The organism is Microbulbifer sp. ABH2_005 (genome assembly GCF_056160005.1).
Genome location: NZ_JBSWWI010000001.1, coordinates 3,768,336 through 3,785,358, shown reverse-complemented (window position 1 = coordinate 3,785,358; position 17,023 = coordinate 3,768,336). Strand labels below are relative to the sequence as shown.

At 51.6% G+C, this 17,023-nt stretch carries 16 protein-coding genes; 8 read left to right on the top strand and 8 right to left on the bottom strand.

The window, feature by feature from the left end:
- The 4 genes from ACXAFI_RS16365 to ACXAFI_RS16350 all read left to right on the top strand — a co-directional run bounded on the left by ACXAFI_RS16365 (window position 1) and on the right by ACXAFI_RS16350 (window position 2,641).
- Window positions 1-1,005 (top strand): DNA-directed RNA polymerase subunit alpha, encoded by a 1,005-nt coding sequence (locus tag ACXAFI_RS16365; protein WP_152451169.1) that lies wholly within the window; start codon window positions 1-3, stop codon window positions 1,003-1,005.
- Window positions 1,006-1,128: 123 nt separating this feature from the next.
- A complete protein-coding gene (rplQ, locus tag ACXAFI_RS16360) occupies window positions 1,129-1,515 on the top strand; it encodes a 50S ribosomal protein L17 (protein WP_152451171.1) in 387 nt (128 codons plus the stop codon).
- Between the two features lie 72 nt (window positions 1,516-1,587).
- A complete protein-coding gene (locus ACXAFI_RS16355) occupies window positions 1,588-1,842 on the top strand; it encodes a YeaC family protein (protein ID WP_475109650.1) in 255 nt (84 codons plus the stop codon).
- Between the two features lie 163 nt (window positions 1,843-2,005).
- On the top strand, window positions 2,006-2,641 hold the full coding sequence (locus ACXAFI_RS16350) for a hypothetical protein (protein WP_475109649.1): 636 nt from the start codon (window positions 2,006-2,008) through the stop codon (window positions 2,639-2,641).
- A gap of 64 nt (window positions 2,642-2,705) precedes the next feature.
- Here ACXAFI_RS16350 and ACXAFI_RS16345 read toward each other — a convergent pair whose 3' ends face one another.
- The 6 genes from ACXAFI_RS16345 to uvrA form a co-directional block, all read right to left on the bottom strand.
- Window positions 2,706-4,160: a pectin acetylesterase-family hydrolase gene (locus ACXAFI_RS16345; protein ID WP_444920953.1), complete on the bottom strand. Its 1,455-nt coding sequence runs from the start codon at window positions 4,158-4,160 to the stop codon at window positions 2,706-2,708.
- 414 nt (window positions 4,161-4,574) lie between these two features.
- Entirely contained in the window at window positions 4,575-5,552 is a 978-nt protein-coding gene (locus tag ACXAFI_RS16340; protein ID WP_475109648.1) for a 5-oxoprolinase subunit C family protein, read from the bottom strand.
- A 14-nt stretch (window positions 5,553-5,566) separates the two neighbouring features.
- On the bottom strand, window positions 5,567-6,295 hold the full coding sequence (pxpB, locus tag ACXAFI_RS16335; protein ID WP_475109647.1) for a 5-oxoprolinase subunit PxpB: 729 nt from the start codon (window positions 6,293-6,295) through the stop codon (window positions 5,567-5,569).
- A complete protein-coding gene (pxpA, locus tag ACXAFI_RS16330; RefSeq protein WP_475109646.1) occupies window positions 6,292-7,128 on the bottom strand; it encodes a 5-oxoprolinase subunit PxpA in 837 nt (278 codons plus the stop codon). The genes pxpB and pxpA overlap by 4 nt, the downstream gene beginning before the upstream one ends.
- Entirely contained in the window at window positions 7,100-7,702 is a 603-nt protein-coding gene (locus ACXAFI_RS16325; RefSeq protein ID WP_475109645.1) for a hypothetical protein, read from the bottom strand. Before ACXAFI_RS16325 ends, pxpA begins: the two co-directional genes overlap by 29 nt.
- An 80-nt stretch (window positions 7,703-7,782) precedes the next feature.
- Complete coding sequence (uvrA, locus tag ACXAFI_RS16320; protein WP_475109644.1) at window positions 7,783-10,608, bottom strand: excinuclease ABC subunit UvrA; 2,826 nt, start codon at window positions 10,606-10,608, stop codon at window positions 7,783-7,785.
- A gap of 160 nt (window positions 10,609-10,768) precedes the next feature.
- Between uvrA and ACXAFI_RS16315 the strand changes: the two genes are divergently transcribed.
- The 4 genes from ACXAFI_RS16315 to ACXAFI_RS16300 all read left to right on the top strand — a co-directional run bounded on the left by ACXAFI_RS16315 (window position 10,769) and on the right by ACXAFI_RS16300 (window position 15,066).
- Window positions 10,769-12,175, top strand: a complete 1,407-nt coding sequence (locus ACXAFI_RS16315) for a mannose-1-phosphate guanylyltransferase/mannose-6-phosphate isomerase (protein ID WP_475109643.1) — start codon at window positions 10,769-10,771, stop codon at window positions 12,173-12,175.
- A 90-nt stretch (window positions 12,176-12,265) separates the two neighbouring features.
- The gene (locus tag ACXAFI_RS16310; RefSeq protein ID WP_475109642.1) at window positions 12,266-13,447 is read left to right on the top strand and encodes an MFS transporter; all 1,182 of its coding nucleotides are present in this window, start codon (window positions 12,266-12,268) and stop codon (window positions 13,445-13,447) included.
- Between the two features lie 162 nt (window positions 13,448-13,609).
- Window positions 13,610-14,200 carry a single-stranded DNA-binding protein gene (ssb, locus tag ACXAFI_RS16305; RefSeq protein WP_152451193.1) on the top strand — a complete coding sequence of 197 codons (591 nt, stop codon included), beginning with the start codon at window positions 13,610-13,612 and terminating at the stop codon, window positions 14,198-14,200.
- A 14-nt stretch (window positions 14,201-14,214) separates the two neighbouring features.
- Window positions 14,215-15,066 carry a sugar nucleotide-binding protein gene (locus tag ACXAFI_RS16300; RefSeq protein WP_475109641.1) on the top strand — a complete coding sequence of 284 codons (852 nt, stop codon included), beginning with the start codon at window positions 14,215-14,217 and terminating at the stop codon, window positions 15,064-15,066.
- A 64-nt stretch (window positions 15,067-15,130) separates the two neighbouring features.
- Here the strand turns inward: ACXAFI_RS16300 and fabB are convergent, their stop codons facing one another.
- Entirely contained in the window at window positions 15,131-16,354 is a 1,224-nt protein-coding gene (gene fabB / locus ACXAFI_RS16295) for a beta-ketoacyl-ACP synthase I (protein ID WP_475109640.1), read from the bottom strand.
- 66 nt (window positions 16,355-16,420) lie between these two features.
- Window positions 16,421-16,945, bottom strand: coding sequence for a 3-hydroxyacyl-[acyl-carrier-protein] dehydratase FabA (gene fabA / locus ACXAFI_RS16290; RefSeq protein ID WP_152451199.1), 525 nt, complete (start codon window positions 16,943-16,945; stop codon window positions 16,421-16,423).
- Window positions 16,946-17,023 lie beyond the last annotated feature (78 nt).

Sequence of the window (17,023 nt, the reverse complement as noted above, 5' to 3'; positions counted from 1 at the left end):
ATGCAGACTGCTGTCAACGAGTTTTTGACACCGCGTCGTATTGACGTCACCGAGTACAATCAGAATCACGCCAAAGTGGTTCTGGAGCCCCTGGAGCGTGGCTTTGGCCACACTCTTGGCAATGCGCTGCGTCGCATCCTGCTGTCCTCCATGCCGGGCTGCGCCGTCACCGAAGTAGAAATCGACGGTGTCGAGCACGAGTACAGCGCGATTGAAGGTGTGCAGGAAGATGTTATTGAAATCCTGCTCAACCTGAAAGAAATCGCGGTTGTTATGCACGGCAAGGATCAGGCTGTATTGAGCCTGAGCAAAAAGGGCCCGGGTGCGGTGACTGCTGGAGATATCCAGGTAGATCACGATATCGAGATTGTGAATCCTGAACACGTGATCGCCAATATCACTGGTGATGTAGAACTCAACCTGCGCCTCACTGTTGCGCGTGGCCGTGGCTATCAGCCCGCCGACGCACGCCGTGACGAGGAAGAGGAAAGCCGCGCGATTGGCCGTCTGCAACTGGACGCATCTTACAGCCCGGTTCGCCGCGTTTCTTACAGCGTAGAAAGTGCGCGTGTAGAGCAGCGTACCGATCTGGACAAGCTGGTTCTGGATCTGGAGACCAACGGTACTCTGGACCCTGAAGAAGCTATTCGCCGTGCAGCCACTATTCTGCAGCAACAGCTGGCAGTATTTGTGGACCTGGAAGGTGAGAAGGACGCACAACCGAAGGCAGAAGAGCCTGAAGTTGATCCGGTATTGCTACGCCCAGTTGACGACCTGGAGCTGACAGTACGTTCGGCTAACTGTCTGAAAGCGGAAAACATCTACTACATCGGTGACCTGATTCAGCGCACCGAAGTGGAGCTGCTTAAGACCCCGAACCTTGGTAAGAAGTCTCTGACTGAAATCAAGGACGTACTGGCTTCCCGTGGTTTGTCCCTGGGTATGCGCCTCGAAAACTGGCCACCGGCCAGCCTTAAAGGCGATAGCAAATTAAGCCCCCTGTAAGCATTTGGTAGTCGCGGCGACGCCGTGACTAGTAGAAAGAACCCGAGCGGTGCCACGGCTTAACGCGACACCGCTCCAGAACGACCTGCTGAGACAGCAACTGTGGTCGTAAGGAATTGAGTCATGCGTCATCGCTATAGTGGCCGTAAATTCAGCCGTACCAGCGCTCACCGCAAGGCCATGTTCAAGAACATGACCGCTTCTCTGGTAGAGCACGAACTGATCAAAACTACATTGCCAAAAGCCAAGGAGCTGCGTCGCGTTGCCGAGCCGCTGATTACCCTGGCTAAGAAGGACAGTGTTGCCAACCGTCGTCTGGCTTTTGCCCGTATCCGTGATAAGGATGCTGTGCGCAAGCTGTTCGATGAGCTGGGTCCCCGTTACGAAGCCCGTCCAGGTGGATATATCCGTATCCTGAAATGTGGTTTCCGCGCAGGTGATAAAGCACCGATGGCTTACGTTGAACTGGTGGATCGTCCACAAGTTGAAGACGAAGCTGCTGAAGCATAAGTTGCGCTAGCAATTTTGCTATGGAAGGCCGGTCATAGACCGGCCTTTTTTGTACATACGGGAGAATTTTGTATGTCTTTTGAGCAGTTGTTAAATAATCTGAACCCACAAATTGTCGCCAGTCTGCGACGAGCTATTGAGTTGGGCAAATGGCCCAATGGTGTTGTTATTACTGCAGAGCAGCGCAATCTCTGTGCCGAGGCAGTTGCCAACTGGGAGACTCGTAATCTGTCTAAAGAGCAGCAAGTGGGCTATGTCGCGCCCAAAACTTCAAAAGATCCCTGTTCCGCCAAGAAGAGCGATGAACAGCCTTTGAGCTGGGTTTAATTCTCCTCAGTTGATTCTTTTTATTCACTTTCCAGCTGTTTGACAGATATTGGCGTATATCTCTTCAGCTGGGACGCCCTTCCCATTCATCCCCTCGATTTTCTCTGCTTATATAGTTATCGATATAACGACATATAAATTTAAATTTGCTCGGTAACTGAATATGAAAAAACTGATATTGCTTGCCGGTGCAGTAAGCCTAGCTGTTGTGGGCATCGATCATTACGATATTGATGTCAAAAAAAGTGTGGCGAAAGTTCGGCAGTTCGTACAGCCTTTAACGGAAAACAATCAATTAGCGCAGGATATCTCTGAAAAAATACCCTGGTCAGAGTTAGAGAGTACTGAGATGGCGGAACTCTTGGACCATCCACGGGTTAAAGCCTACTTGGATCGAGAGCAGCTAAAGCAGGAAATAAAAGAGTATTTTGCGGATCTTGGGAATTTGTCCAGTTCAGAGGCCTGGGATGCTATCGAGAAGGTAGAGAATGAAAACCGGGTGACCGGCTATGAAGCATTGTCGATGAAACTGGCCTGGCTGGAGAAAAATAGCCTAAACGAGGCTGATTTCAAACAGCGCGCAGAAGAATTATTTAACCTCTATCGGGAGAAGGCTCAGTCGGTCATCAGCCGATACGACCCACATACCGAGGTACCAGGTTTTTCAACTTATAAAGATTTGGAGCGCTCTATTGTGGAAGAGGTTCAGCAAATGACTTCTTTTCCCAATGGGATGAATAAGCAGGAATATCTGCGTCAGCGCCTACAGGAAGCTCGGGAAACAGTTTACGGTAGCTAACCAATAAACAGTGCTGCTACTTTTAGTACTTTCAGCAGCAGCACTGCGCTACGTCTGATACGAGTTACATAAACAGGCCTATTAGGTCGTAGAACCAATTACTGTTGTTTTCAAAGTCGGAGACTTTGTCGGTCTCATAGGCGCGGATCATGCCGCCACCGTTGTGGTTCACGATATTGTTCAGAAAATCTTTTAATTCCAGTCCATGCTCGGCGATTTCGCCGTATTTAAGATCAATAATCGTGGTGCAGTGGCTTTCGTTTAGGTTGCGAAACATTGGGAAGTAATAGCCCCAATTACTGGTTTGATCCAAGAGCGGTATTAGATTTTCATGGGTGTCCTTTTGCCAGCGTTCGCGTAGTTTATTTAAACGAGAGTTGGCATCTGGGTCGTTGTAAATATCTTCGTAGAAGCGCTCATAGGAGTATGAAGAAAAATTACCGTCCGCCAGAAAGTGTGTAATACCCAGGCGATCCATGGGAAATTTATCCGATAGTGCGCGGTATATCGAAGCCAGCTGATTGCTGTCAAATCCTGGAGTAAACGACTTTATCGCATTAATGGGGTTCTCTTCAGTGGGATCTCCATCAGTTGTGTAAGTGGTCCAGGAGCGAAGCACTTCGTTGTGTAACGGTAATGACGGGTACTGAGTGTTGTTATCACTGTCAAAAGGCGCGTTGTAAAGCGGACCGGAATCATCTATCAAATAGCCATAGTCGACATTCATATCCTCACGAAGTTTCGTGTAATTTAACAGAGCCCCTACGCTGCCTGCACTACAACCAGCGGCAAGCATTTGCTTGGGTTTCTGTAAATTATTTTTTACCCAGGAGGTTACTGCCTGCACATTGCGCAAGCCGTTATGATGCCAAATTAGGTCCGAGTTCTGACCACTCTTATCCTTATATACCTCGGTTTTATCGCCTACATAAATATCACCAGTACAGTAGGGAACGTAAACCATGTTCCACTCGCCCGTTTTGTACTGGTTGTAGGGGTGGTGGGTATAAATAAGTGGAGAGACACCCGCGGTAGTGAGATTATCGAAGTTTGTGAAATCTAAGAGGTGTACGTTACTGAGATAATCATCGGGGATACCATTAGGATTTCGTGCGCCGCGAATGCCGGCCTGGCCGGAGCAGCTCTCGTAGTCCCAACAGGCGCCGCCACCTTCAAAATAAAAAATGGTATTGCTGGTATCGGGCACTCGATAAACGAAAAATTTATAGGGAGAACCATTTCCGCACATGGCGCCAGTGCTGGCAGGAACATCTACTTTTTGCCAAGTATTAAAATCTTTCGGATTGAAATCATCGTTAAAACCAGGGTCGTGCATGGTCAGAGGGTACATGCCCTGAGCCTGCTGAGGGGTGACCGGCTCATCAGCATTAGGAGGGTCAAAAAGGTGCTTTAGAGTGGTCCAAAAATTGTAATCTCCCGGCTCGGCTTGCGCATAGGAGGTGATAAGAAGTGAGCAGGCAATAAATGCCGTTAGTAAACCACGGAGAATTTTTATCATTATTAATCCCCTTTAGGGTTGGTGTTTTCTCTCTGGACTAGGCCGCATTAAAGACGCCAAGTATGGGAATAGAAGTCAGTCCTATGGCTGTGGGTCAGTTAAGTTGGACACTCGTCCAAATCGCTATTTAGGTAAAACTCAAAAAGACTAGTTAATAATGATCCTTCGGTCTAGCTGAAGTAGTGGTAGAACCAGCTGGTCAGGCTGGACTGTGCAGTCTAGGTGAAATCATTGAAAATATTCCATTAAATTTACTATGCCCCTTGATGTTTGTTTTGGGGCGATGAAATTGATGCCCAAGTGCTTTAAAGATTGTGGTTTTAATTTTAATTAGGAGGGGTAATCGAAAGAGTTGCGGGGTCGTCGTTATTCAGTAGTTTGAATTTATTTTATTATTTGTTTGAAGGTCCCTCTTCAAAGAGTAAATGTTTCTCTGGTCCCTGATTTCATCATGTTTTGTAGCTTTCCTAAAAGTTTATGCTTTTCCTGTAATACTTTTCTTGCCTTTGCCTGTGTGACCAGCTGAAAATTGATTTTATCCTGGGGTTTGAGTTGCCCTAATCTATGGAGGTCGGCCCGAACAACATGAGCCAGTCGAGGGTAACCGCCGATGGTTTGCCCTTCTATAAATGAAATAATCGGCTCGCCATTGTTTGGTATCTGAATGCTTCCGGGGTAAAGTCCGGAAGAAACCATTTCCCCTGAGATATCTTTCAGTCTCTCAGAGTCTGACATTATCGATGGTGATAGGCGAATTCCCATGCGGTTACTCTGAGCGGATACTTGAAAAGTGGTAGCAAAAAAATTGTCCAATGCAGATTGGGTAAAACGCTGACTCTCTGCTCCATGGACGACTCTTATTAAGGGGCGTAGTCGATAGTTTGGGATAAACTCTCTTTCCAAGTGTGCTTCTTTTGTTATGCGGGTATTTTCTAAGTAGATTCTTTCCCCTGGATTAATTGCCCCATTTCTGTGTCCGCCAAAGCCGCTGATTAAATGGGTGGATACACTATTTAGAATTTGAGGTGCAGAGATTGTGGCGGATAAACCTATATATGCCCGAGCACCGCTCATTAAACGGGAAAACTCTAGAATATCTCCGTTTTTAATTTGGATCACTTTATAGCTTTCAATGGGGTTGTTGTTTAACAGAACTTTGAATTGCGCGCCTGTAATGGCTATCGAAACATCACAATCGAACTCAATAAGTGGGCCCGTTAAAGTTATTTCCAGTACTGGGTTATTTAGAATGTTGCCTAATAGTAAGTTAGCAAGCTTCATCGATAAGAGGTCTGCGGCGCCTCCTTGAGGAATTCCGTAGTGCATCAAGCCAGGCCGGCCACAGTCCTGAATGCTGGTTTGTAGTCCGGCTCGAATAAAATAGATGCTCATAAATGTCTAATTTATTAATCGTGGTGTTGGCTAATGATGGCGAACTCAAATTCACTGATAGGGTAGAATTCGACAATGTCCAAAGGAGCAGCAATAAAAGGAGATTCACTATAAGGTTGAAATAGCTGGATGGGGGTTTGTCCGATAATCTGCCACCCCCCCGGTGTAGCTTGTGGATAAATTCCGGTTTGACTCCCACCAATTCCAACCGCTCCGGCAGGAATACTCGCTCTCGGCTTGTCTTTGCGAGGACAATGTAGTCTGGGATCAAGGCCGCCTAGATACAAAAAACCGGGTGAAAAACCCAGCATGTGCACGAGATAGGGGCTTGCAGTATGTAACTGAATGATCTCCTCGGGTGATAAGTTTGTGTATTTGCTCAATACAGTCATATCGGGAGCAAAAGTTGATTCATAGCACACAGGAATACGAATTGTGCGAGGCTTTCTTTTGATTTTCTCTGGCTTTTCTAGGAAGGTTCGGGTTAACCGATGAACTTCTTGAGATAGCGATTCGTTATCAAATAAAGTAGGATCAAAAATTATTGTTAGGCATTGATATGAGGGAATTAGGTCGGTAAGTCCATTTGAGACATGCTTAAGGATATACTGTCTTAGCCCAATAATATAGCGACTAAGATTTGCACTAGGTTCCGCGCTAAAGCGAATATCGAGGGCACTATCCCCGTTCATAGATACATTAAAATCCAACTTTTTGGGGAAGTCTTTTTCGGGGAGTGTCACGAATGTATGCTCAATCCATGGAGCTGCAAGTGATTGACAAGCCTCTCTGCGATACGCACTGCTGCTGGATTATCACTATGTAAACAAATAGTGTCGACTGAAAATTTTAGTGGTCTGCCATGATAGCTAGTAATGCCTGTGCCTTTTGCCAATGCGACAGCTCTTTCGAGGCAGTGATCAATGTTGTTTAAAACTGATCCAGGCAAATCACGTGGCGCTAGCTTTTCTTTATTGATGTATTGCCTGTCCATAAAACCCTCCCGGTAAAAAATACGATTTTTTTCGGCTGCGGCGGCTTCCATGGCGCCATTGGCTAGGCCGATAATTTTCAGTGAGGGATATTCCTTAGAGAGTAGGGAGATAATTATTTGGGCCAGTAATTGGTCTGCTTCGGCATCGTTATATAGAGCGCCGTGCAACTTAATATGGTCGAGCTGCGTTCCTACTGCAATAGCAAGGGTTTGAAGTTGATTGATCTGAGCGTATAAAGAGTCGAGTAATTGATTTGGCGAGATTGCGACAGATTTTCTTCCAAAGTTTTCCCGATCTGGGTAGCTGGGGTGGGCCCCTATTTTTAAATTATACTGCTGTGCATTGCGAATAGAGAGGCGCATAATCTCCAGGTTGCCAGCATGGCCGCCACAGGCGATGTTGCAGCGGGAGATAAAGGGCATAATTTGTGCATCCCTCTCGCAGCTGTTCAAATCAGATCCTTCGCCTAGGTCACAGTTGATATCGATGTTCATTCGTCGCAGCTCACGATTAGAGAAAACTCTGTTAAGAGTTCTATCTAATGAAAAGTGTCTAAATGCGGTTGGTAGTGCATGCTTCAACCTCCGTAGAGGTTCCCTCACTCTCTGAACGATAGCACCCACCCAAGGGTGAGCAGAAGCAGAAGTCGACTGATATTTTTCCTCTTTCTTTGTCTAGTTTTTGCCAGAGATCGTAAGATCGTTCACCATAAAATAATGCAAATATTCGACGCTTGGAGTTCGCTGGTATTAAGCTGTTGGATAAAGTTGAGGTAAGTATATTTCCTTTGTCTAGGCTGACAGCGTCGCCATCATTTGCCAGTTTTTTTGTGAGTTCTTGATATTCCTGTTGGCAGCATGCATTCAGGAATTCCCTGGCGGTATGGTAGGTAGTTTGCTCATAGTTGATGCTGAAACTCTTCAGCAGAGCTGGGCTTGCCCCCACATTGTAAAGTTCAAAGTAAATTGATGGTTTGTCATCCTCAAGATCGTAATTACTCTGTGTAAATTGAATGACAGGCATGGTCATTATTTTGACTTGTTTATTTGCTGCTTCGGCCTGTAGATAAGTTGCATAGAAGGAGGCAAGGGAAACCATCATTGCGCATAGTGCAATAATTAAGTTTAACTTTTCTTGATCCAATTTTTTTATCATTTCCCACGTTCCGTCGCGGCATGTATTCGGTGATTTAATTACTATAGGAGCCAGACTGCGATCCAGCTCCGTAGTATTGATCAGCCAAGCATCGGTTTTAGGAAGTGACCGGTATGGGAAACTTCCATTTCTGCCACTTCCTCGGGAGTTCCCGCTGCAATAATTTGTCCGCCGCCAGAACCACCTTCCGGGCCCAGGTCCACGATCCAGTCAGCTGTTTTGATCACATCTAGATTGTGTTCGATAACCACGATGGTATTGCCGTGATCGCGTAAGCGATGTAAGACATCCAGTAACAATTGAATATCGGCAAAGTGCAGGCCGGTAGTGGGTTCGTCGAGGATATAGAGGGTTTGGCCAGTATCGCGCTTGGATAGCTCGCGGGAGAGCTTTACTCGCTGGGCTTCACCGCCGGAGAGCGTCGTGGCAGCCTGGCCCAGCTTGATATAGGAGAGGCCGACATCAATGAGTGTTTGTAATTTTTTAGCGATCGCAGGCACGGGATCAAAAAACTCCCGCGCATCTTCCACCGTCATTTCCAATACTTCGTGGATATTCTTACCCTTATAGTGAACTTCCAGGGTTTCACGGTTATAGCGTTTACCATGACAGGTATCGCAAGGTACATAGATATCTGGAAGGAAGTGCATCTCCACCTTGATTACACCGTCGCCCTGACAGGCTTCGCAGCGACCGCCTTTTACGTTAAAGCTAAAACGCCCAGGTTTGTAACCACGTGAGCGCGCTTCCTGAGTACCGGCAAACAGATCTCGAATCGGAGTGAAAATACCGGTGTAAGTGGCGGGATTGGACCTTGGAGTGCGTCCAATAGGGCTCTGGTCTATATCCACACACTTGTCGAAATGCTCCAATCCGTGGACGGCCTTATAAGGGGAGGCCTTCAAGGTGGTGGCTTTATTTAGGGCTGTGGCTGCAAGAGGGTAGAGGGTGGTATTGATTAGGGTGGATTTACCTGAGCCGGAGACACCGGTGACACAGGTAAACAGCCCCACGGGTATTTCCAGGTTCACGTTTTGCAAATTATTGCCGCTGGCACCTTCGAGGCGCAACATATAATCCGGATCTGGGATGTAGCGCTCTTCCGGTACGGCAATTTTCTTTTTGCCCGACAGGTACTGTCCGGTGAGGGACTTTTTGCACTTGGCAATTTTATCGGCGGTGCCGGCCGCGACGACTTCGCCACCATGAACACCGGCGCCGGGGCCGATATCGACAATAAAGTCAGCGCTGCGGATGGCGTCTTCATCGTGCTCTACGACAATTACGGTATTACCAATATCGCGCAGGTGTGTAAGGGTGTTGAGCAGGCGTTCGTTGTCACGTTGGTGTAGGCCAATAGAGGGCTCATCGAGGATATACATCACGCCCACCAGGCCGGCACCGATCTGGCTGGCTAGGCGAATCCGTTGTGCTTCACCGCCGGATAGGGTCTCTGCGCTGCGGTTCAGGGTCAGGTAGTTGAGGCCTACATCTACCAGGAAGCGGAAGCGATCGCGAAGCTCTTTAAGAATTTTATCGGCAATTTCCTTTTGGGCGCCTCTAAAGGTCAGCTCGTGATCGAAATAATTGAAAGCATCGCCGACGGGCAGTTCAGTAATCTGCGCCAGGGTGCGGTTATCCACAAAGACATGGCGGGCTTCGCGGCGCAGGCGGGTGCCGTGACATTCGGGGCACCTTTGTGTGCTCAGATATTTGGCCAGTTCTTCGCGCACAGACTGGGATTCCGTGTCCCGATAGCGGCGCTGGAAGTTGGGGATAATGCCTTCGAAGGTGTGCTGTCGCACGGTGACATCACCGCGATCATTCACATAGCTAAAGTCAATTTCCTCATCGCCACTGCCCTGTAAAATGACTTTGCGGTGAGTTTTACGCAGTTTTTTCCAGGGCTTGTCCAGGTCAAAGCCGTAGTGCTCGGCCAGAGAGTCGAGCATATGGTAATAGTAGATATTGCGCCTGTCCCAGCCGCGAATAGCGCCCTCGGAAATACTGCTCTCCGGGTCGAGAATCACTTTGTCTTCGTCAAAGAACTGTTTAACCCCCAGGCCGTCGCAACTGGGGCAGGCACCGGCCGGGTTGTTGAAGGAAAACAGGCGTGGTTCCAGTTCGTCCAATGAATAGTCACAGACAGGGCAGGCGTGGCGGGCAGAAAAAAGGCGGTCTTCCTGGTCGCCATCCATAAAGCTGACGGAGGCGATGCCATCGGTGAGATTCAAAGCGGTCTCGAAGGATTCTGCCAGGCGTAACTGCAGGTCATCGCGCACCTTGAAGCGGTCTACCACCACTTCGACCGTGTGCTTGCGGCGCTTGTCCAATTTGGGGGTATCGTCCAAATCGCAGATAACCCCATCGATACGTGCGCGCACGAAGCCGTCGCGACGCAGCTGTTCGAATACATGCTGGTGCTCGCCCTTGCGGTCGCGAACGACCGGTGCTAGCAGCATCAGCTTAGTGCCTTCCGGCAGGGTTAGTACCTGATCCACCATCTGGCTGACCGTCTGGGCTTGCAGAGGCTCGTCGTGTTCCGGGCAGCGCGGCTCACCGACACGGGCGAACAGCAGTCTGAGGTAGTCGTAAATCTCGGTAATGGTACCCACGGTGGAGCGCGGGTTGTGGGAGGTGGACTTCTGCTCAATGGAAATCGCCGGTGACAGTCCCTCGACAGTATCTACATCCGGCTTTTCCATCATTGATAGGAATTGCCGTGCATAGGTGGAGAGAGACTCCACATAGCGTCGCTGACCCTCGGCGTACAGGGTGTCGAAGGCCAGGGAGGATTTGCCGGAACCCGATAGTCCGGTGATCACGATCAGCTTGTCGCGGGGGATGTCGAGATCGATATTTTTCAGGTTGTGGGTGCGAGCACCCCTCACATAAATCGTGTCCACGCTCTACCTATATTGCTGCTAATACTGGGCCGGGCCACGGACTTGCTCCGCGCGAGGCGATCACAACTGCGGTGCCGGGAAAACAGTCGAGTATAAACTCGCCACTCAATGTGCCAAAATCGTCTGCCGCAAAAAACCAACCGATGAACAGATAGCGCTGATGATCCCTGTAATTCTCTGTGGTGGCACTGGTTCGCGCCTGTGGCCACTCTCTCGCGAAACCTACCCAAAGCAGTTTTTGCCGCTAACAGGTGAAGAAACCATGTTGCAGGCTACCGCAAGGCGGTTGGAGGGCGTGGCACAGCTACAGGCTCCGATTTTAGTGTGCAATGAGGAGCATCGCTTCGCCGCTGCGGAGCAGCTGCGCGAGATTGGTCATGGCGCCCAGTCTATTTTACTAGAGCCCTGCGCGCGCAATACGGCACCGGCTATTGCTCTGGCAGCCCTGACGGCGCTTGAGTCCGGTGAGGACCCTTTGCTGCTGGTGCTGCCGGCGGACCATGCGGTGGCTGATGTGGCGGCTTTTCAGGAGGCGCTACAGCCGGCTCGGGCTCTGGCAGAGCAGGGACATTTAGTCACTTTTGGTATTGTCCCGACTCGGGCAGAGACTGGTTATGGCTATATCCGCCGCGGAGAAGCGCTTTCCGTCGGTGCATGGTCGGTGGCAGAGTTTGTCGAGAAGCCAGATGCCGATACCGCCGAGTCCTACCTGGCCGATGGCGGTTATTCCTGGAATAGCGGTATGTTCTTGTTTCGCGCCTCCCGGTATCTGGAGGAGCTGGGCCAGCATCGCGAGGATATTCTCACTGCCTGTCGCACGGCCTACGAGCAGGCGGCTCGAGATCTGGATTTTACCCGGGTGGATAGAGAGGCCTTCGCTGCTTGCGGCGATGAATCTGTGGACTATGCGGTTATGGAGCCTACAGAGTCGGCGGCTGTAGTACCTATGGATGCTGGCTGGAGCGATGTGGGCTCCTGGCTGGGATTGTGGGAGCTGGCCGAGCGGGATGACGACGATAATCTGTTGCAAGGTGATGTATTGCAGGAAGACAGCAGCGGTTGCCTGGTGCGTGCGGAGAGTCGCCTGGTCAGTTTGCTCGGGGTAGAGGACCTGGTGGTGGTGGATACCGACGATGCCCTGCTAATTGCTGACAAGCAGCGGGTTCAGGAGGTGAAGAAACTGGTGGGAAGCCTCAAGCGCTCCGGCCGTAGCGAGGCCCAGCGACACCGCAAGGTGTATAGACCTTGGGGTTACTACGACTCTATCGATGCGGGCCCGCGTTTTCAGGTAAAACGCATCGTGGTTAAGCCCGGACAACAGCTTTCCCTGCAGATGCACCACCACCGCGCAGAGCACTGGATTGTGGTGCGTGGCACCGCGCGAGTGACCCGTGGCGATGAGGAGTTATTGGTTACCGAGAATCAGTCCACCTATATCCCCCTGGGGGTGACGCACCGATTGGAAAATCCCGGCACTATTCCGTTGGAGCTGATCGAGGTGCAATCCGGTAGTTACCTGGGCGAGGACGATATAGTCCGCTTCGATGACGACTATGGACGCGGTTAGATCTCCGCGAAAGTTGTACAGCTTCCACTACAGCCCGGCGCTCGCTCGCTGTACAATGCGCGCCCAATTTGACGCTGTTCCGGGAGCTGCATGAATTCCATTGAGCGCCGGGCCCTGGGTGGGCTGGCTTCCCTTTATGTCTTTCGCATGCTCGGCCTGTTTATGGTGCTGCCGGTACTCACGGTATACGGTGAGGGCTATCGCGATAGCACCCCGATGCTACTGGGGTTGGCCATGGGCGCCTATGGTTTGAGCCAGGCCTTATTGCAGATTCCGCTGGGGCTCTTGTCCGATCGCTGGGGCCGCAAACCCGTGATTTATACCGGTTTGGCGCTATTTGCCCTAGGTAGTATCGTTGCTGCACAGACGGACTCCGTATATGGATTGATTGTTGGCCGGGTGTTACAGGGGTGTGGAGCGATCGCTGCCGCTGTAATGGCATTGGTGGCTGACTTGACCCGGGATGAGAAGCGCGGCATCGCCATGGCTGTGATCGGGGCTTCGATCGGTGTGGCCTTTATGCTAGCGGTAATACTGGGCCCGGCACTCGCTGGTGCTGGCGGACTACCGGCTATTTTCTGGCTGACAGCGGCGCTGGCCGTGTTAGGCATGTTGCTGGTATGGAGAGTGGTGCCGACACCTCAAGTGGCAAAGCGCCCAGCAGTATTTAAGGGCGGTTTCCGCAAGGTTCTGGGTAGTGGCCTGACTTGGCGCCTGGTCAGCGGGGCCTTCTTTTCCCACTTGCTACTGACGGCACTGTTTGTGGCCTTGCCACTGGTACTGGTCGATCGGTTGGGCTGGCCGGCGCAAGAGCACTGGAAACTCTATGGCCCACTGATGCTCGGCACCTTTATCGTTATGTTGCCCATGATGCGTATGGCCGAGCGTGCCGGTAAGGTGCCGCTCGCACTGAATCTGGCGGCGCTCGCCCTGATTACTGGCAGCGCGGCGCTACTGCCGATGAATGGGACTGTAGCGGTCGTACTGCTGCTGAGTATTTTCTTCATTGGCTTCAACTTACTGGAAGCCCTGTTGCCGGCACAGTTAACTCGCAAAGCCCCGGAGGATGCCCGCGGGGCTGCCTCGGGCCTCTATGCAACGTTGCAGTTTTTCGGCACTTTTGTCGGCGGCAGTCTGGGTGGATATCTGTACGGAATCGGTGGTACCAGTGCAGTGGCGGGGCTCGGTTTTGCGGTAGTGGCAATTTGGATACTGCTCTGGTGGCTTCTGCGTGAGCGGGTCCCGGGTGTCCGCGAGGGTAGCGCTTACTAACAGCGGATGTCTGTTGTATGCTGCTGTATAAAAATACACTGGTTGTCGCTGTGGGCGGCTGCCTGTTTACAGACTAACAGTGCGTGTGAAACCGCACTTTATAGTTAATTATTGAATGATTATTGCTCCGGGTGGGACCCGGGTCGAAGAGAGGAGAGGGCCATGGCCAGGGGTATCAACAAAGTAATTTTAATCGGCAACCTGGGTAACGACCCGGAGACCAAATATATGCCGAGCGGCGGTGCGGTGACCAACGTCAGCCTGGCCACCAGTGAGAGCTGGAAGGACAAGCAGACTGGTCAGCAACAGGAGCGCACCGAATGGCACCGTGTAGTGTTTTTTAATCGCCTGGCTGAGATCGCCGGTGAGTACTTGCGCAAGGGCTCCAAGGTCTATGTTGAGGGCTCACTGCGCACGCGCAAGTGGCAGGATAAGAGCAGTGGTCAGGATCGCTACACTACCGAGATTGTTGCCAGTGAGATGCAAATGCTCGATGGCCGAGGTGAGCAGGGTGGCTTCGGTCAGGGCATGGGCGGTGCCGCAATGGGTGCAGCTGGAATGGGCGGCCAGATGGGTGGTCATCAGGGCGGCCAGGGTGGATACGAACAGCAGGGCGGCTTCCAACAAGGTGGCTACCAGCAGGGTAATCAGGGGCGCCCAGCGCCCGGTAACCAACAGCAGCCCGCACAGCAACCAAGCCAGGGCCCTGCCGGTGGTTTCGATAACAGCTTCGACGACGATATTCCCTTCTAAAGCAGGCCTGCCCTGTGTCTGATCTACATACCGGATACAAGCCGGATCGGGTTGCGTTAATTCGCGCCGGAAACGATATCGACAACGCGCTGCAGAAACGCCTGCAGCGCGCTGGCTTTCGCATCCAGCAACTTGGGCCCTCGGAGCTCGATAAGTTGCGTCCCGCCTCTATTGTTATCAATGCATCGGCATGCGCGGATGATCAGGGGATGCCAGAGGCGCTGCAGGTCGCCAAGGCGCTGGCACAATGTTCCTGCCGACATGTTATTCATCTCTCTTCCTATGCGGTCTTTGCCGGTGGCGAACCGAGGAAATATGACGAGGATGAAGTAGCGGCACCGCAAGCTCGCAGTGGGCGGCAATGGCTGGCCTGTGAGGAAGCCCTGGCCGGTCACGAAAACCTGACTATTCTGCGCTTCGGCTGGCTAGTGGATAGCAATCCAGATGCTTTGCTTGGACGGGTACTGCGCGGCTTCGTTACGGGAGAGCCAGTCGCACTGGATGGGTGCAATAGTGGTAATCCCGTCACTGCTTTGGATTTGGCCCGCGTCGCCGTTGCCGTAGCGCAGCAGTTGGCCAGCGGTGCTGAGGCTCAAGGGATCTATCACTACGGCAGCTCGGATAGTTGTACTGCGGTAGAGTTTGCCCTTGAGGTCGTGGAGCGAGCCCAGTCACTCTATGACGAGGGCAGGTTTGCGCAATTCAGTGCACTGGAAACCGGGCCGGACCAAAGGGACAGGGGTGTAGTATTAGCCTGCGGTAAGCTGCGCGATGTTTTCGGTATACAGCAGCATAGCTGGCGACAGGGCCTGACCAGACAGGTGGAATTGTGGTTGGAGCGCCTGGATGCGGAGCGGCAGGAATAGTCTTACTATCCATAAAAAAGGGCGCCAATTTGGCGCCCTTTTTGTTTAGATTGAGTTTGCGGCTCTATACCTTATCGAATACCAGACAGGCATTGGTGCCGCCGAAGCCAAAACTGTTGGACATGGCACGCTTAAGCTCGCACTCACGCAACTCTGTGACCAGGTCCATCCCTTCTGCCACAGGATCTCGGTGATCCACATTCGCGGAAGCGGCAATAAAGTTGTTTTGCATCATTAGCAGGCTGTAGATGGCCTCCTGTACACCGGCGGCCCCCAGAGAGTGTCCGGTCAGGGATTTTGTGGAGGCAAATGGGGGCACCTTGCTGGCAAAGACTTCGCCCATGGCTTTCAGTTCAGCGACATCGCCAACCGGGGTTGAGGTGCCGTGGGTGTTGATGTAATCCACACTGCCCTGGAGCCCCTTGCCATTCATGCCTGCGAGAGCCTGCTGCATGCAACGCACTGCGCCTTCACCACTGGGGGCTACCATATCGTATCCATCGGAAGTGGCGCCATAGCCGGTGAGTTCAGCATAAATGGTTGCTCCGCGAGCGAGGGCGTGCTCCATCTCTTCCAGAATCAGGCACCCACCACCACCGGCGATGACAAAACCATCGCGATCGGCATCATAGGGGCGCGAGGCCTTGGTGGGCTCGTCATTATATTTACTCGAAAGAGCGCCCATGGCATCAAACAAGTGAGTGAGGCTCCAGGCGAGCTCTTCACCGCCACCGGCGAAGATAATATCCTGCTTGCCCATCTGGATTAGCTCGGCACCGTGGCCAATGCAGTGGGCGCTGGTGGCACAGGCTGAGGAAATACTGTAGTTCACACCTTTGATTTTAAAGGGAGTAGCTAGGCAGGCGGAAACAGTGCTGTTCATCACCTGGGGAACTCGGTAGGCGCCGACGCGGCGAACCCCCTTTTCCTTGAGCGTATGGGCGGCGTCAATAATCTGCTGAGTGGAGGTGCCGCCAGATCCCATCACAATGCCGGTGCGGGGGTTGGAGATATCGCTCTCCTCCATACCGGACATTTCGATAGCCTCGCGCATAGCAATATAGGCATAGGCGGCGGCATCCCCCATAAACCGCAGTTGCTTGCGGTCGATGTGTTCCTTGAAATCGATATCGACAGGCCCTGCTACCTGGCTGCGTAGGCCTAGTTCTTTGTACTCTTCTTGAAAGCGAATGCCGCTGCGGCCTGCTCTCAAGGACTCGGTAACTTCTTTTGTGTTAGTACCGATACAGGATGTGATGCCCATCCCGGTAATGACTACCCGACGCATAGTGATCTCCAGCATTACTTGTTGGCAGAGGCCTTTATGGTTTCTACCGGTATTGGTTTCATGAGGTTAGAAATTGTCGGTACGAGTGAATAAGCCTACGCGAAGATCCTTCGCAGTGTAAATTTCACGCCCATCTACAGATACTGTACCGTCGCCGATCCCCATGACCAGTCTTCGCTCAACAACCCGGCTCAACTGAATGTGATAGGTCACTTTCTTGCTGGTAGGAAGTATTTGGCCGGTAAATTTGACTTCGCCACAACCGAGGGCGCGACCGTGTCCTGGGTTGCCCTTCCAGGCCAGGAAATAGCCCAACAGCTGCCACATGGCATCCAGGCCCAGGCAGCCGGGCATTACCGGGTCACCGGGGAAATGGCACTCGAAAAACCAGAGGTCGGGGTGGATGTCCAGCTCGGCGATCAATTCCCCCTTGTTAAAGGCTCCCCCTTCTTTAGATATATGGGTGATGCGGTCCAGCATCAGCATATTGGGGGCCGGCAATTGGGCATTGCCTGGGCCAAACATCTCACCTGTGGAGCAGGTCAGTAGCTCCTCTCTGTCGTAGCTACTTTTTTGAACAAAATTACTCATCTTCTCCCCGATTGTGGGTGGTTACGCAACTTATGTTGAGCGTTTTTGTAAGAGCGGGCATTCTAAGCGCTGTGTGTC

What these genes read in the sequence shown, in the direction of transcription:
- fabA (WP_152451199.1), bottom strand. Translation starts at nt 16,945, where the DNA reads ATGAGTAATTTTGTTCAAAAAAGTAGCTACGACAGAGAGGAGCTACTG.
- ACXAFI_RS16325 (WP_475109645.1), bottom strand. Translation starts at nt 7,702, where the DNA reads ATGATAAAAAAATTGGATCAAGAAAAGTTAAACTTAATTATTGCACTA.
- ACXAFI_RS16340 (WP_475109648.1), bottom strand. Translation starts at nt 5,552, where the DNA reads ATGAGCATCTATTTTATTCGAGCCGGACTACAAACCAGCATTCAGGAC.
- ACXAFI_RS16355 (WP_475109650.1), top strand. Translation starts at nt 1,588, where the DNA reads ATGTCTTTTGAGCAGTTGTTAAATAATCTGAACCCACAAATTGTCGCC.
- rplQ (WP_152451171.1), top strand. Translation starts at nt 1,129, where the DNA reads ATGCGTCATCGCTATAGTGGCCGTAAATTCAGCCGTACCAGCGCTCAC.
- ACXAFI_RS16315 (WP_475109643.1), top strand. Translation starts at nt 10,769, where the DNA reads ATGATCCCTGTAATTCTCTGTGGTGGCACTGGTTCGCGCCTGTGGCCA.
- ACXAFI_RS16345 (WP_444920953.1), bottom strand. Translation starts at nt 4,160, where the DNA reads ATGATAAAAATTCTCCGTGGTTTACTAACGGCATTTATTGCCTGCTCA.
- ACXAFI_RS16350 (WP_475109649.1), top strand. Translation starts at nt 2,006, where the DNA reads ATGAAAAAACTGATATTGCTTGCCGGTGCAGTAAGCCTAGCTGTTGTG.
- ACXAFI_RS16365 (WP_152451169.1), top strand. Translation starts at nt 1, where the DNA reads ATGCAGACTGCTGTCAACGAGTTTTTGACACCGCGTCGTATTGACGTC.
- fabB (WP_475109640.1), bottom strand. Translation starts at nt 16,354, where the DNA reads ATGCGTCGGGTAGTCATTACCGGGATGGGCATCACATCCTGTATCGGT.
- ACXAFI_RS16310 (WP_475109642.1), top strand. Translation starts at nt 12,266, where the DNA reads ATGAATTCCATTGAGCGCCGGGCCCTGGGTGGGCTGGCTTCCCTTTAT.
- ssb (WP_152451193.1), top strand. Translation starts at nt 13,610, where the DNA reads ATGGCCAGGGGTATCAACAAAGTAATTTTAATCGGCAACCTGGGTAAC.